This is a genomic window from Stenotrophomonas pavanii, assembly GCF_900101175.1.
Lineage (GTDB): Bacteria > Pseudomonadota > Gammaproteobacteria > Xanthomonadales > Xanthomonadaceae > Stenotrophomonas > Stenotrophomonas pavanii.
The window spans coordinates 27,635-42,182 of the sequence record NZ_FNFQ01000009.1 but is presented as its reverse complement, the minus strand read 5'-3'; the positions used below and the strand labels follow the sequence as shown (position 1 = coordinate 42,182).

Here is a 14,548-nt window from a genome sequence, read left to right as displayed (position 1 = left end):
CGACCAACGGTCGGCACCCACCCCAACATCACCGGGTAGTGCCGGCCGCTGGCCGGCAACTGAACCACGCCCTGCGTGGATGCCGCCGCCGCTCAGGGAATCGGCTGCGCCAGGATCTTCCGTACCGAGCGTCCACTGTTGGTGAGAATGTCATCGACCTGCCAGCAGCCCTGGCCCTGGCGCACCATCGGCAGGCGGGTCAGGTAGGCCTTCTTCCATACCGCATAGCGCATCTCGACCTGGCCCGCGGTGGCCGACGCCTCTTTCCAGCGGTAACGCACCGGGGTTTCAATGTCGCCGTCCTGCGCATCCAGCCACGGATCGGAATCGATCGTGCAGATGCCTTCTTCGCGCTGCTGGCAGGCGCGCTCGCCGCGCAGTGCCTTGCCGAACGCCGGGCTGACCAGCGCCGGTGGCGGTTCCAGCAGGTCGCCATTGCCGGTCGTCGCCTCGAAGAAGGCACGGGCAACGGCCACGGGTTCCTGGCAGGCCGGCGCGGCCTGCACGGTAGGGGCCAGCAACAGCCCGGCAAGCACGAACATCCCTGTCTTCCGCATGTATTCCTCCTTGAGGTAGTGCCGGCCGCTGACCGGCACACAGGATATCCCGGTGCTGCCGGCCAGCGGCCGGCACTACCCGATACCCGGCTTACAGGCCGTAACGCTCGATCACGTCCAGATGCGGCTGGCGATCCTGGTCACAGGCTTCAGCCAGGCGCAGCCAGCAATGCGGATGCGCCCACGTCGCGGTGTGCTGCTGCAGGAAGCGGTGCAGCGCCAGCGGCGCATGGTCCTGCGGCTGGGCGACGGTGAACAGCAGGCCGGGCAGCGTGCCCTCTTCCACATCGGGGTCGGTGACGGTGTAGTCCGGGCGGCTGTGCGACCACACCTTCCAACCCTGTGCTTCGGCCGCCTCGACGAAGGCATTCCAGGCCTCTTCGCCCGGGTGCGCGCCATCGATCATCCAGCTGCGGGCGAAGCCGCCGCGCTCCAGCACATGCACCTGCGCATAGGTCGGGATGAACTGCTCGCGCGCTTCCTCCTCCTCGGGGGCCGGATGCACCAGCGCGGCGTCGAACACCACCCAGTCGCCCACCTGCTGGGCGCGGTTGGACGGCGCATTCTCGACGATGCGCGCGGTCACCGGTCCGCTGCGGCGGGCGTAGTACTCCATCGGTTCGCCGTTCTCTTCGCTGCGGATGATCACCCAGCCCCACGGTTCCTCGACCACGCCCTCGTGGCTGGACAGCTCCATGCCAAGCGCCGCAGCCGAGCGGCGCACCGCATCCCAGTCGCGTGCCGCGCTTGCCGCACTCATGTGGTCCCAGTGCGCGGCATTGGGCTCGTCCAGCAGCTCGACCAGCTGTGCATAGCACGCCTGCGCTTCGCTGAAGCGACCGGTTTCCATGTACATGCGCGCCAGCGTGCCGCGCGCGCCGTGCGAGCCCGGAGACAGTTCCAGCAGCGATCGGGCCGCCTGCTCCAGCGCCGGCCAGTCGGACACGCGGCGTGCGCGCTGCACCTCGCACCAGTGCGCGAACACCGGCACGCTGCTGCGGTAGACCTCGGCCAGCTGGCGCAGGCCGTCGTCGTCCCCCTGCTCGGCCAGCCAGCGCATCAGCGTGTAGGCCGCGGGGCCATCGTTCTGCGCATGGCTGCGTACGAACCGCCACAGCAGCGCTCGCGCCTCGGCCTGCGCGCCGCAGGCGTTCAGCGCCGAGGCCGCCATCTCGGCAAGCGCCTCGTCATCGGGCAGCTCGGCATGCGCCTGCAGCAACCACTGCGCCTCGCGCTCGGGGTCGCGCGCCTGGTTCTGTTCGCCCTGCGCGTCCAGCCATGCCAGCAGCTCGCCAGCCGGCACCGGCAGCGGCGCGATGTCCGGCAATGCCTCGATGCGCGCGGCCAGGCCAGCCACCAGGGCCTCGGCACCACGGTCCTGGCGCAGCTGCGCCAGATGGGTGCGGGCCAGTTCCAGCTGGCGCAGCGCGACCCAGCGCGCACCGCGCTGCAGCGCCAGCTCCAGGCTCAACGCTGCCACTTCGATCAGCAGGCGATGCGATCCGACGCGCGCGAAGTGTTCGATGATCGTATTGAAGCGCGTACCCAGATCCCAGGTATTGCGTGCCGGGTCACGCTGGCACAGCGCGGCGGCGGTGTTCGCCCACAACCGCCAGTAGTTCGGGGTCAGTTCGCTCCACGGCACCAGCTGCTGCAGCGCCTCTTCGTCGCGGCCCAGCTGGGCCAGCGCCCAGGCCTTGGACAGGCGACGCGGCACCGTGCAGTTGGCCGGCTCGTACTCCCCGGAGGCTGCCACTTCGGCCTCGCGCTTCTCGATCAGCGCCAGTGCCTCGTCGGCGCGGCCAACAGCGAGCAGGATCTTGATCTGCATCTCCGGGAAGCTGTCGAACACTTCCTTGCCACAGGCTTCCACGGCATCGGCCTGCACCTGCAGGTAATCCAGCGCCTCCTGGCCACGGCCATCATCGAGCAGTGCATCGGCCTTCTCGCAGCTCAGGCACTGGAAACAGGCCCAGCTCGGATCGATGCGGCCCAGCGTTTCGTCGCACACCTCGATGCGCTCAGGCACCCAGCCCGGGCCATCGATGTTGCCGTAGCAGGCCGCCAGGTCCTGGGTCACGCAGATCGACTGCGGGCACTCCAGCGTGTCCTCGCGATGTGCCCGTTCAAACAGCGCTACGGCTTCGCCGAGTGCGCTCTCGCCTTCCACGCGGTTGCCGACGCGGTTGCGCAGGGCCCAGTGGCCGACATAGACGTCGACCCACGGGTTGTCCAGCGCCTTGCCCAGCGCACGCGCCTCGGGCAGCAGCGCGTCGACGCGGTCGATCTGCAGTTCACTGACCTCGTCGGCGAGACGGTTCAGCAGGTGCGCGTTCTGCGCCTGGCCGGCCTGGCGCAGGTCACCCTGCAGTTTTTCGACCCAGTTCCAGATGTCCATGGGGATGAATGCTCCTGTCTAGCGAAGGCTGGATGAGAAGGTGCGGTGCTCAGCGCAGCATCTGCTGCAGGGCACCGGCGATATCGGTAAAGGCGCCATTGAGGTCAGGGCCTGCGGTGGTCGTCGCGCTCGCCAGTGGGCGACCCTGCGCGGCGACGATGATCTTCAGCGAGCGCAGCAGGCGGGCGGCGGCGGCGGCCTGGGGATGGCCCTCGCGCTGGGCACGCAACAGCGCCTGCACGGCCGGGTTGTCGAGATTGAGGTACAACCGCGACGGCGCGCGTGATTCGATGCGCGCGGTGAACTGGCGCGCCAGGCGCAGCGCGGCCATCGAGACGCGCTTGTCGTTCTCGTCGTCCTCCAGTCGCTGCTTCAGTTCGGCCTCGCGGTCGGGCACCACCACCACCGGCAGTGCCTCCGGGCTGAAGCGCGCCGGCAGCAGTTGCTCGCCATCGCCCAGCCGTTCGCGCAGCCAGGCCAGCTGCGCCTCGTCGAGGCTGTCATCGCTGCGGAACAGGGCGCGGTTGCCCTGCTCGGTGCCGAGTTCAACCAGGCGCAGGCCCTTGGCCTGGGCCCAGCGCCGCAGGAACGGCACCACTGCGTAGCGGTGGCCATGCGCGACCGGCACCCCCATCGCGCGGAACAGCATCTCTTCGAAGCCACCGCCGTTGTCGAGGATGACATGCACGGCACCGCCCGCCGGCAGGGCACTGGCCGGCAGGTCGCCCTGCGAGGTCGGCACGCGCACATGCTCCATCAGCAGTTCGAACAGGCGGTCATCGCACAGCGCTGCGCCCAGCAGCGCCTCGTTGTGGCGGGCCAGGACCCGCCGCCAGGCTTCCGGTTGCTGCCGCGCGACGTCGGCCAGGCCGTCGACCAGCGCCTCCAGCAAGGCATGCTGCACGGCACGGTAGTGGTCATCGCGCTGCAGGTCTTCGCGGCTGGCAGTCGGCGTCAGCCGCGAGGATTCGATCACCCCGCCGATGAAGCCGGCCCACGGCGGCAGCAGGTCGCGGGCATCGTCATCCAGCAGCATGCCGCGCACGAACACCGACAGGTTGCGGTTGTCACTGGTGCCATAGGTCGCGCCGTCCTGCACCCACAGCAGGCCGGTGGCATCGCTGCTGCCGTCGGCACGCAGCGGCACGGTGACGATCGGCTCGAAATCGTGCTCGAAGCGCGCAGCGAACTGCAGTGCCTGGCGGCGTGCCTGCACCGGGTGCACGGCCACGTCGCCCTGCCCCCGCCACGGCGGCGGCTCGGGGTTGAGCGCTTCGGTCGCAGCACCGATGAAGATCGGTTCGGACAGCAGCGCGCAGTAGCGGCCCAGCACCTCGTGCAGGCGCGCCTCGTTGGCCAGCGGCAGGAAATCCGGATGCAGTTCCAGTTCCACTTCGGTGCCGACCGCGCGTGCCGGCACTTCGCTGACTGTGTACTGCTCGGCATTGCTGGACACGTACAGGTGCCCCAGATCCGGCGTCTGGTACGAGGTGGTACGCACGCTGACCCGGCGCGCCAGCACGAAGGCCGACAGGAAACCCAGGCCGAACATGCCGATCAGGCCTTCGTCATCCTCGCCGCCCTGGCGCAGGCCACGGGTATAGCCGACGCCGACGGTGGCCAGGTAATCGTGGATCTCCTGGCGGGTCAGGCCGGCACCGGTATCGATGATGCGCAGCACGCCGGCACCGGCATCGACCTGCACCGAGATGCGCGACGGCACTTCGATGCCGGGCTGTTCGATGCGGCGGCGGATGATCGAATCGTGCGCGTTCTGCACCAGTTCGCGCAGCGCCACCACCGGGGTGGAATACAGGTGCTTGCCCAGCACCGTCATCAGTCCATTGAGATCGACCCCGGCACGACGGATCTCGGCGTTGGGGGCGGTGAGCGCGGTGTCCTGCATGTAATCGTTTACTCCTGGGCACGGAAAGGCGCCAGAGGGCGCCTTCGTCGAGCGGGAAAAACTAGCACAGCCAGCCTGACCGTTGCCGTATATGTCGTTTGTAGAGGCAGGCCCCGCAGGCAGGCCCCCCGTGCATCACGCCGCGTCGATGGCCTCGGACAGGCGCTCCACCGCGATCACTTCCATCCCCTTCACCGAACCGCCCTTGGGCGCATTGGCCTTGGGCACGATGGCGCGCTTGAAGCCATGGGTGGCGGCCTCGCGCAGCCGGTCCTCACCATTGGGCACCGGGCGGATCTCGCCGGACAGCCCCACCTCGCCGAACGCAATCGTCTTTTCCGCCAGCGGCCGGTCCTGCAGCGAGGACAGCACGGCCAGCAGCACCGGCAGGTCGGCGGCGGTCTCCTGCACGCGGATGCCACCGACTACGTTGACGAACACGTCCTGGTCGCCGACCAGCACGCCGCCGTGGCGATGCAGTACCGCCAGCAGCATGGCCAGGCGGTTCTGCTCCAGGCCGACCGCGACACGGCGCGGATTCGACAGCGGCGACGCATCGACCAGCGCCTGCACCTCCACCAGCAGTGGCCGGGTGCCCTCGCGGGTGACCATCACGCAGCTGCCCGGCTGATGGGTGCTGCCGCCGGACAGGAAGATCGCCGATGGGTTGGAGACCTCCTTCAGGCCCTTGTCGCCCATCGCGAACACGCCCAGTTCGTTGACCGCACCGAAGCGGTTCTTGAACGCGCGCAGCAGGCGGAAGCGGCTGCCGCTCTCGCCTTCGAAATACAGCACTGCATCGACCATGTGCTCGAGCACGCGCGGGCCTGCGATGCCACCTTCCTTGGTCACATGGCCGACTAGGAACACGGCCGTGCCGGTTTCCTTGGCAAACCGGACCAGCCGCGCCGCGCTCTCGCGCACCTGGCTGACCGAACCGGGCGCGGCGGTCAGGCTCTCGGTCCACAGGGTCTGCACGGAGTCGGCCACGATCAGTCGCGGGCCGGCCCGGGAGGCATGCTGCAGGATCGATTCGACCCCGGTCTCGGCCAGCGCGTTGACCCCGTCCAGCGGCAGCTCCAGCCGATGCGCACGGCCGGCCACCTGGGCCAGCGATTCCTCGCCGGTCACGTACAGCACCGGCAGTTCGGCCGCCATCTTCGCCACCGCCTGCAGCAGCAAGGTCGACTTGCCGATGCCCGGGTCACCGCCCACCAGCACCACCGCGCCTTCGACCAGGCCGCCGCCCAGCACGCGGTCGAACTCGCCGATGCCGGTCGTGACCCGGCGATGCTCGGTCTGCTCCACGTCCTTCAGGGCGGTGATCTTCGGCGGATCGACCTTGCCGGCCCAGCCCGCCCGGCGCGACGCCGGCGCCTTGGTCGCCGCCGCACTTTCCAGCACGATTTCCGACAGCGAGTTCCACGCGTTGCACTCGGTGCACTGGCCCTGCCACTTGCTGAATTCGGCGCCGCATTCATTGCAGACGTAGGCGGTACGGGCTTTTGCCATCGGGGTGATTTCCTGCAACGGGAACGGGCGTGGCAGGATAGCCGAGCCGGGTCGCAGCTGCTGCGACCGCTCAAGTCCTGCCCACCCGCGCCGATAGGGGTCGCGGGCGTGCGCCTTGCGGGCGCCCCCTCCCTTCCCCACTGGATTCAACATGACTGGCAGTTACAGTCAGAGCCTGGTCACCATCTCCCTGCTGGTGGCCATTCTTGCTTCGTACACGGCGCTGGACATGGCCGGGCGCCTGGCCACGGCCGAGGGGCGCGTGGCGCGCTGGTGGCTGGCCGGCGGCGCGGCGGCCATGGGGCTGGGCATCTGGTCGATGCACTTCATCGGCATGCTGGCCTTCGACCTGCCGATCCCGGTGGGCTATGACCTTGGCATCACCCTGTACTCGCTGGCGGTCTCGATCGGCGCCTCGGCGTATGCGCTGTGGCTGGTGTCGCGGCCCAGCCTGCCCTGGCGCCGGCTGCTGGCCGGTGCCGTGCTGATGGGCCTGGGCATCGCCACCATGCATTACCTGGGCATGGCGGCGATGCGCATGCAGCCCGGCATCGACTATCACCCCGGCTGGTTCGCTGCCTCGATTGCAGTGGCCATCGGCGCGGCCGGCGCGGCGCTGTGGATCGCCTTCCGCCTGCGCGCCGAGCAGCGCAACACCCTGCTGCTGCGCGCGCTCGCTTCGCTGGTGATGGGGCTGGCCATCGTCGGCATGCATTACACCGGCATGGCTGCCGCGCGCTTCCCCGAAGGCAGCGTCTGTGGCGCGGTCGGCAGCGGTGGCATCGATACACGTTGGCTGGCCGTGCTGGTGATCGTCACCACGGTGGCAACGCTGGGCATCGCCCTGGTCGCCTCGCTGTTCGACCGGCAGATGCGCGTGCGCACCGGGCTGCTGGCCGATTCGCTCGCGCACGCCAACGACAAGCTGATCCAGGCCGCGCTGCACGATCCCTTGACCCAGCTGCCCAACCGCATGCTGCTGCAGGACCGCATCGAGCAGGCCATCGAGAAGGCGCGGCGGCGCAACCATGCAGTGGCGGTGATGTTCTGCGACCTGGACGGCTTCAAGGCGGTCAACGATGCCTACGGCCACCAGCTCGGCGACCGCCTGCTGGTGGCGGTGGCACAGCGCATCGGGGGACAGCTGCGGCCGCAGGATACCTTCGCCCGCCTCGGCGGCGACGAGTTCGTGATCGTGCTGGCCATCGACACTCCCGACGATGCGGTGGTGGTGGCCGAGCGCATCATCGCCGCCGCCGGCGAACCGTTCACGCTGGATGCGGCTGAACTGCAGGTCAGTGCCAGCCTGGGCATCGCCCTGTATCCGGACGACGCCAGCAACGAGCGCGAGCTGATGGCCCACGCCGATGCGGCGATGTACCACACCAAGGAAACCGGGCGGAACGGCTACACCTTCTTCACCCCGTCGATGCAGCTCAGCGCCAACCGCCAGCTGCGCCTGCTGCAGGACCTGCGCAAGGCCATCGCACGCGACGAACTGATCCTGCATTACCAGCCCAAGTTCCCTGCCGCCGGCGCACCGGCCACCGGCGCCGAGGCGCTGCTGCGCTGGCAGCATCCGGAGCTGGGCCTGCTGGCACCGGATGTGTTCATTCCCATTGCCGAGCGCAGCGGCCTGATCCTGCCGATCGGTGACTGGGTGCTGGACCGCGCCTGCGCACAGCTGCGGGCATGGCACGAGTCGGGGCATGCGGAATGGACCATGGCAGTGAATCTCTCGCCGTTGCAGTTCGCCTCGCCGGCACTGCTGGACAGCGTGCGCGAGGTGCTGCAGCGGCACCGGATCGAACCGGCGCGGCTGACCCTGGAGATCACCGAGACCACGGCGATGAAGGACGTTGATGCCAGCCTGGCGATCCTCAACGACCTGACCGCGATGGGCGTGCATATCGCCATCGACGACTTCGGCACCGGCTATTCCAGCCTGCTTTACCTCAAGCGCATGCCCGCCACCGAACTGAAGATCGACCGCGCCTTTGTGCACGACCTGGAATGCAACGCCGAAGATGCCGCCATCGTCTCGTCGATCATCGCGCTCGGTCGCACCCTGCAGCTGCAGGTGGTGGCCGAGGGCGTGGAGACGCAGGCGCAGCGCGAGTACCTGAGCGAGCTGGGTTGCGACCAGCTGCAGGGCTACCACCTGGGCCGGCCGATGGACGCCGACGAGTTCCTGCGCCGGGTGGGGTGAGACCCCATGCACGTGTGCTGTGGATCTTCTGGTAGCGCCGGCCGCTGGCCGGCGTCCTGCAATTGCCGGCCAGCGGCCGGCACTACCCTCCTGTGCCGGCACTGCCGGGTCGGATCCCTTGCCACAGGCAAGGGCTCTGACCCCATGCCCGCATGGGGTGGATCCCTTGGTAGAGCCGGCCGCTGGCCGGCTTCGCGTAATTGCCGGCCAGCGGCCGGCACTACCACCCTGTGCCGGCACTGCCGGGTCGGATCCCTTGCCGCGGGCAAGGGCCCTGACCCCATGCCCGTATGGGGTGGATCTCCGGGCCGGCATTACCCCCTGGCATGCGTTGCACGTGCTGCCCTCCACCCGCCAACAAAAAGGCCGCCCGAGGGCGGCCTTTCTGCGTGGCAACGTCGCCAGGACGTCAGTGCATCATGTGCACGTTCATGTTGTGCATGACCCACAGGGTGCCGACCACGATGATGCCGATCACCACGATGGTGAAGGCCGCAGCGTTGACGTTCCAGCGGCTTTCCGACGAGCGGTCCAGGTGCAGGAAGAACACCAGGTGGACCAGCATCTGCAGCACCGCGGTAACCGCGATCACCACACCGTTGACGGTGCGGGAGAAGTCGCCCGACATCACCATCCAGAACGGGATGACGGTCAGCACCACCGCCAGCACGAAGCCGATCAGGTACGACTTCACGCTGCCGTGGCTTTCGCCGCCGGTGCCGTGGTCGTGTGCGTGGTTGTCATGTGCCATTACAGCGCTCCATTGAGGTAGACGACGGAGAACACGCCGATCCAGATCAGGTCCAGGAAGTGCCAGAACAGGCTCAGGCACGCCATGCGGGTCTTGTTGGTCGGGGTCAGGCCGTACTTCTTCAGCTGCACGAACATCACCAGCAGCCACAGCAGGCCGGCGCTGACGTGCAGGCCGTGGGTACCGACCAGGGCGAAGAACGCCGACAGGAAGGCACTGCGGTCCGGACCGTAGCCCTGATGGATCAGGTGCTGGAACTCATAGACTTCCATGCACATGAAGCCGAAGCCCAGCAGCCAGGTAACCGCCAGCCACAGGAACATCTGGCCGACCTGCTTGCGGTGCATGGCGATCATGCCCAGGCCGAAGGTCAGCGACGAGGTCAGCAGCAGCGCGGTTTCCCACGCCACGAACGGCAGCTCGAACAGGTCCTTCGCGCCGGGGCCGCCGTCGGTACCGCCGGACAGCACCACGTAGGTGGCGAACAGCGAGGCGAAGATGAGGCAGTCGCTCATCAGGTACACCCAGAAACCGAAGACGGTGTTGCCGCCGGTGTCGTGGTGCTCGTGGTCGTCATGGCCATGGGCCGCCGCTTGCGCGGCGTGCCCGTGGCTCAGGGTCGAGGTATTGGTGCTCATGCCTTCAGCTCCGACTTCACCAGGCCCTGGGCTTCCAGGTGCTTGCGGTGTGCGTTCTCGATGCGTTCCACCTCGGCGGCCGGGACCCAGTAGTCCACGTCCTGGTCGAAGGTGCGGTAGATGAACGTGGCGATCATGCCGACGAAGCCGACGATGGCCAGCCACCAGATGTGCCAGATCATCGCGAAGCCGAACACCAGGCTGAAGGCGCCGATGACAACGCCCGTGCCGGTGTTGCGCGGCATGTGGATGTCGGTGTACTTGGCCGGCTTCGGCCAGGCTTCACCACGCTGCTTGCGCTCCCAGAAATCGTCCAGCTCGGTGACGTCCGGCAGGGTCGCGAAGTTGTAGAAGGCCGGCGGCGAAGAGGTTTCCCACTCCAGCGTACGGGCATCCCACGGGTCGCCGGTCAGGTCGACGGTCTTCTTGCGGTCGCGGATCGACACGGCCACCTGGATGATCTGGCACAGGATGCCGGCGCCGACGATGAACGCACCGCAGGCGGCAACCAGCAGCAGCGGCTCGTAGGCCGGGTTGACGGTGCTCTGCAGACGACGGGTCATGCCCATGAAGCCCAGCACGTACATCGGCATGAAGGTCACGTAGAAGCCGATGAACCAGCACCAGAACGCGCACTTGCCCCAGAACTCGTTGAGGCGGAAGCCGAACATCTTCGGCCACCAGTAGGTGATGCCGGCGAACATGCCGAACACCACGCCGCCGATGATGACGTTATGGAAGTGGGCGATCAGGAACAGGCTGTTGTGCAGCACGAAGTCGATGGCCGGGATCGCCAGCATCACGCCGGTCATGCCGCCGATGACGAAGGTGACCATGAAGCCGATCGTCCACAGCACCGGGGTGGTGAAGTGCACGCGACCGCGGAACATGGTGAACAACCAGTTGAAGATCTTCACGCCGGTCGGGATCGAGATGATCATCGTCGTGATGCCGAAGAAGGCATTGACGTTGGCACCCGAGCCCATGGTGAAGAAGTGGTGCAGCCACACGATGAACGACAGCACGCCGATGCAGGCGGTGGCGTAGACCATGCCCTTGTAACCGAACAGCGCCTTGCGCGAGAAGGTCGCGATGACTTCGGAGAACACACCAAACGCCGGCAGGACCAGGATGTACACCTCCGGGTGACCCCAGATCCAGATCAGGTTGATGTACAGCATGGCGTTGCCGCCGCCGTCATTGGTGAAGAAGTGCGTACCCAGGTAACGGTCCAGGGTCAGCAGCACCAGGGTGATGGTCAGCACCGGGAACGCGGCGACGATCAGCACGTTGGTCACCAGGGCAGTCCAGGTGAACACCGGCATCTGCATCAGCTTCATGCTGGGGGTACGCATCTTCAGGATGGTGATGAAGAAGTTGATACCGCTCAGCGTGGTACCCAGGCCAGCGACCTGTAGACCCCAGATGTAGTAGTCCATGCCGACGCTTGGACTGTATTCGATGCCCGACAACGGCGGGAACGCCAGCCAGCCGGTGGCAGCGAACTCACCGATCCACAGCGACAGCATGATCAGCACCGCACCGGACACGAACAGCCAGAAGCTGAGCGAGTTGACGAACGGGAACGCGACGTCGCGCGCACCGATCTGCAGCGGCACGGCCAGGTTCATCAGGCCGGTGATCAGCGGCATCGCCACGAAGAAGATCATGATCACGCCGTGGGCGGTGAAGATCTGGTCGTAGTGGTGCGGCGGCAGGTAACCCTCCGAGCCACCGACGGCGATGGCCTGCTGGGTACGCATCATGATGGCGTCGGAGAAACCGCGCAGCAGCATGACGAAGGCGACGATGAGGTACATCACGCCGATCTTCTTGTGATCCACCGAAGTGAACCACTCCTTCCACAGATAGCCCCACAGCTTGAACTTGGTGATCAGGGCGACGACGCCCAGGCCACCAAGAATCGCGCCGACCAGGGTGGTCAGCACGATCGGATCGTGGGGGATCGACTCAAGAGAGAGTTTTCCCAACATGTTCATTCTCCCGAACCCGCGTGGCCGGCATGGCCTGCGTGTTCGTGTTCGTTGGCATCCAGGTTTTCACCCGATTCCTTGGAATCATGCGCGTCACTGGGGGCATGGCCCTCGTGCGCTTCATGGGTGGCGGCATCGGCAGCGGCGGCACCGGCATGCGAGTGCTTCATGCCGTAATGCTTGTTGTCGCCCATGTGCTTGGCGATGACCCAGTCGAACAGGCCTTCTTCGGTCTTGCCGAAGTAGGTGACCGGATACCACTCGGCGTTGCGTGCTTCACCCAGCGCCTTGAACGAGGCCTTGTCCAGGGTCTGCTCGCCGGCGCGGACCTGGTCCAGCCACTGGCGGTACTCGGCATCAGTGACCGAGTAGGCGGTGAAGTGCATCTTGGCGAAGCCCGCGCCGCTGTAGTGCGAGGACATGCCCGGGAATTCACCGGTCTCGTTGGCGATCAGGTGGAGCTTGGTCTCCATCGCAGCCATCGAGTAGATCATGCTGCCCAGGTGCGGGATGAAGAACGCATTCATCACCGAATCGGACGTGATCTTGAAGTTCAGCGGCGTGTTGACCGGGAACTTGATTTCGTTGACGACCGCCACCTTCTCTTCCGGATAGATGAACAGCCACTTCCAGTCCAGCGAGATCGCCTCGATGGTGACCGGCTTGACGTCCGAATCCAGCGGACGGTACGGGTCCAGTGCGTGCGACGAGCGCCAGGTCAGGACTGCCAGGACCAGCACGATCATGCACGGGATCGACCACACCACCACCTCGATCGCCGTCGAGTGGGACCACTTCGGCTCGTAGCGGGCCTTGGTGTTGGAGGCGCGATACTTCCACGCGAACGTCAGGGTCATGATGATGACCGGGATGACGACCAGCAGCATGAGCACGGTGGCCGTGATCAGCAGGGTCTTCTCATCCTGGCCGATCTGGCCCTTCGGACTGAGGATGGCCACGGCATCGCAGCCGGTGAGCATCACCAGCAACGAAAGCAGCAGGCCCGGGCGCAACCAGCGCCCAAGGGTTTTCAACGGAATCATCGGTCGATCCAATTGCGAGGGAATGCCGTTCCCCGTCCCTGCCTGTTCCGGCCAAAGCCGGTCCCACCGGTCCGGAAGACAGGCAGGGAGGTGGGGTCGAGTCAGCCTTTCAATTTTAGGCCGTCACCCACCATTTAAGAAAGGCATTGACATTGATCGAGCGCAGGAAAGGCCCGATTCTGGCTGCGACACGTTGTCGCACCGCGCAGGTGTGACGGGCGCATGACCCAGGGCGGCATCCCGGCCCCGGGCGTTCGCGGGGCCGTTCGCCCTCGTTCGGCAAAGTCACCTGAACCGGTTCAGCGTGCGGCCGGGTGACCGGCATGGGATGCTCGGCACAGGAGGAAGCCCCCGATGGACAAGATCGACTTCAGGAAGCGCGACCGGGCGCTCTATCAACCGCCCGCCGGCAGGTTCGTACCGGTCGATGTACCGCCCCTGCCCTACGTGATGGTCGATGGTCGCGGCGACCCGAACACCGCTCCCGCCTACGCACAGGCCGTGCAGTGGCTGTATTCGGTGAGCTATGCACTGAAGTTCGCGCTGAAGGCCGAAAGGCGCGACTACGTGGTGCCACCGCTGGAGGCGCTGTGGAGCGCCGAGGACCCGGCCAGCTTCGTCGCGCGGCGCAAGGATGAGTGGGCCTGGACCGTGATGATCCGCACGCCTGAGGACATCCGGCCTGCGCAGTGGCAAGCGGCGATCAGCAAGGCGCGCGCGAAGCTGGGAGATGCCCCGCCGAGCCTCCGCCATGAACGCCTTGCCGAAGGCCCCAGCCTGCAGACCTTGCACGTGGGCGCCTACGACGACGAAGGGGCCGTCCTGGCGCACCTGCATGACGAAGTAATGCCCGCACTGGGTTACACCTTTGCCGGCCCCCATCACGAGATCTACCTGAGCGACCCGCGCAGGACCGACGCGGCGCGGTTGAAAACCGTGCTGCGGCAGCCGGTGCGGCCGATCAAGCCTGATGAGGATTCCGGCACATGACACAAGGAATGCCATGCACCTGATCAACCGACTGCTGCACTGGACCACCCTGCCCGCCGGGCGCCGCCTGATGGCCGTGCTGGGTGCCGCGCTGGTGATCGTGCTGGCCTGCAATCCGGATCTGCTGCCGTTGTTGCCGGTGGTGGACGCGCTGGGGCTGGACGTGCTGGTGCTGTTGCTGGGTGCGCAGCTGGTGGCGGCACTGCCAGGGGTGCGTGAGCGGGCCTCGCGTGGGACCAAGGCGCTTGCACGCCTGCTGATCGGCGCATTGGCGGGAGCTGCAGGTGGTTATCTCCGGCAGCTCGCGTGGTGGCTGGCACGGGGTCCGGTGATCGCTGGACGCAAATGAAGGCGTGTTTCCATCGGTGACGTTGCCGACCAACCCTGTTCCTTGGGCAGAAACAGAAAGCCCCCGCAAGGGCCGGGGCGTTCTGTTGATGGACCTGCTCGCCTTGCGTGGAGCGCGCCTAGAACGCGGTCGGACCGATCTGAATCACGCCATCATGGGCCAACGCGAGACGGATCTTGGTTCTGCCACCCGCCGTGACCA

General features: G+C 66.8%; 11 protein-coding genes. 3 read left to right on the top strand and 8 right to left on the bottom strand.

Annotated features, from left to right (window positions below; genetic code table 11):
* Window positions 1-92: 92 nt before the first annotated feature.
* The 4 genes from BLS66_RS15125 to radA all read right to left on the bottom strand — a co-directional run bounded on the left by BLS66_RS15125 (window position 93) and on the right by radA (window position 6,373).
* On the bottom strand, window positions 93-557 hold the full coding sequence (locus tag BLS66_RS15125; protein ID WP_074726211.1) for a YqhG/Tai3 family protein: 465 nt from the start codon (window positions 555-557) through the stop codon (window positions 93-95).
* Window positions 558-648: 91 nt separating this feature from the next.
* Entirely contained in the window at window positions 649-2,955 is a 2,307-nt protein-coding gene (locus BLS66_RS15120; protein ID WP_074726210.1) for a tetratricopeptide repeat protein, read from the bottom strand.
* 49 nt (window positions 2,956-3,004) lie between these two features.
* Window positions 3,005-4,861, bottom strand: coding sequence for an ATP-binding protein (locus tag BLS66_RS15115; protein WP_074726209.1), 1,857 nt, complete (start codon window positions 4,859-4,861; stop codon window positions 3,005-3,007).
* A 135-nt stretch (window positions 4,862-4,996) separates the two neighbouring features.
* Window positions 4,997-6,373, bottom strand: a complete 1,377-nt coding sequence (gene radA, locus BLS66_RS15110; RefSeq protein WP_049465464.1) for a DNA repair protein RadA — start codon at window positions 6,371-6,373, stop codon at window positions 4,997-4,999.
* Between the two features lie 151 nt (window positions 6,374-6,524).
* Here radA and BLS66_RS15105 point away from each other — a divergent pair, with 151 nt between their 5' ends.
* Complete coding sequence (locus tag BLS66_RS15105; RefSeq protein ID WP_057493927.1) at window positions 6,525-8,582, top strand: putative bifunctional diguanylate cyclase/phosphodiesterase; 2,058 nt, start codon at window positions 6,525-6,527, stop codon at window positions 8,580-8,582.
* Window positions 8,583-8,991: 409 nt separating this feature from the next.
* Here BLS66_RS15105 and cyoD read toward each other — a convergent pair whose 3' ends face one another.
* From cyoD to cyoA, 4 genes are read right to left on the bottom strand one after another with little or no spacing between them, the layout of a single operon-like run.
* Window positions 8,992-9,333 carry a cytochrome o ubiquinol oxidase subunit IV gene (gene cyoD, locus BLS66_RS15100; RefSeq protein ID WP_049465797.1) on the bottom strand — a complete coding sequence of 114 codons (342 nt, stop codon included), beginning with the start codon at window positions 9,331-9,333 and terminating at the stop codon, window positions 8,992-8,994.
* A complete protein-coding gene (gene cyoC / locus BLS66_RS15095) occupies window positions 9,333-9,971 on the bottom strand; it encodes a cytochrome o ubiquinol oxidase subunit III (protein WP_049465799.1) in 639 nt (212 codons plus the stop codon). Before cyoC ends, cyoD begins: the two co-directional genes overlap by 1 nt.
* Window positions 9,968-11,965, bottom strand: a complete 1,998-nt coding sequence (cyoB, locus tag BLS66_RS15090) for a cytochrome o ubiquinol oxidase subunit I (protein ID WP_053462474.1) — start codon at window positions 11,963-11,965, stop codon at window positions 9,968-9,970. Before cyoB ends, cyoC begins: the two co-directional genes overlap by 4 nt.
* A 2-nt stretch (window positions 11,966-11,967) precedes the next feature.
* Window positions 11,968-13,008 carry a ubiquinol oxidase subunit II gene (gene cyoA, locus BLS66_RS15085; RefSeq protein ID WP_014646391.1) on the bottom strand — a complete coding sequence of 347 codons (1,041 nt, stop codon included), beginning with the start codon at window positions 13,006-13,008 and terminating at the stop codon, window positions 11,968-11,970.
* A gap of 354 nt (window positions 13,009-13,362) precedes the next feature.
* Between cyoA and BLS66_RS15080 the strand changes: the two genes are divergently transcribed.
* Both BLS66_RS15080 and BLS66_RS15075 read left to right on the top strand, forming a co-directional pair.
* Window positions 13,363-13,998 carry a GyrI-like domain-containing protein gene (locus BLS66_RS15080; protein ID WP_074726208.1) on the top strand — a complete coding sequence of 212 codons (636 nt, stop codon included), beginning with the start codon at window positions 13,363-13,365 and terminating at the stop codon, window positions 13,996-13,998.
* A 13-nt stretch (window positions 13,999-14,011) separates the two neighbouring features.
* Window positions 14,012-14,347: a hypothetical protein gene (locus tag BLS66_RS15075; protein WP_074726207.1), complete on the top strand. Its 336-nt coding sequence runs from the start codon at window positions 14,012-14,014 to the stop codon at window positions 14,345-14,347.
* Window positions 14,348-14,548 lie beyond the last annotated feature (201 nt).

Bases quoted from the DNA above. Each gene is read 5' to 3' on its own strand.
- BLS66_RS15125 (WP_074726211.1), bottom strand. From the start codon at position 557: ATGCGGAAGACAGGGATGTTCGTGCTTGCCGGGCTGTTGCTGGCCCCT.
- BLS66_RS15120 (WP_074726210.1), bottom strand. From the start codon at position 2,955: ATGGACATCTGGAACTGGGTCGAAAAACTGCAGGGTGACCTGCGCCAG.
- BLS66_RS15115 (WP_074726209.1), bottom strand. From the start codon at position 4,861: ATGCAGGACACCGCGCTCACCGCCCCCAACGCCGAGATCCGTCGTGCC.
- radA (WP_049465464.1), bottom strand. From the start codon at position 6,373: ATGGCAAAAGCCCGTACCGCCTACGTCTGCAATGAATGCGGCGCCGAA.
- BLS66_RS15105 (WP_057493927.1), top strand. From the start codon at position 6,525: ATGACTGGCAGTTACAGTCAGAGCCTGGTCACCATCTCCCTGCTGGTG.
- cyoD (WP_049465797.1), bottom strand. From the start codon at position 9,333: ATGGCACATGACAACCACGCACACGACCACGGCACCGGCGGCGAAAGC.
- cyoC (WP_049465799.1), bottom strand. From the start codon at position 9,971: ATGAGCACCAATACCTCGACCCTGAGCCACGGGCACGCCGCGCAAGCG.
- cyoB (WP_053462474.1), bottom strand. From the start codon at position 11,965: ATGTTGGGAAAACTCTCTCTTGAGTCGATCCCCCACGATCCGATCGTG.
- cyoA (WP_014646391.1), bottom strand. From the start codon at position 13,008: ATGATTCCGTTGAAAACCCTTGGGCGCTGGTTGCGCCCGGGCCTGCTG.
- BLS66_RS15080 (WP_074726208.1), top strand. From the start codon at position 13,363: ATGGACAAGATCGACTTCAGGAAGCGCGACCGGGCGCTCTATCAACCG.
- BLS66_RS15075 (WP_074726207.1), top strand. From the start codon at position 14,012: ATGCACCTGATCAACCGACTGCTGCACTGGACCACCCTGCCCGCCGGG.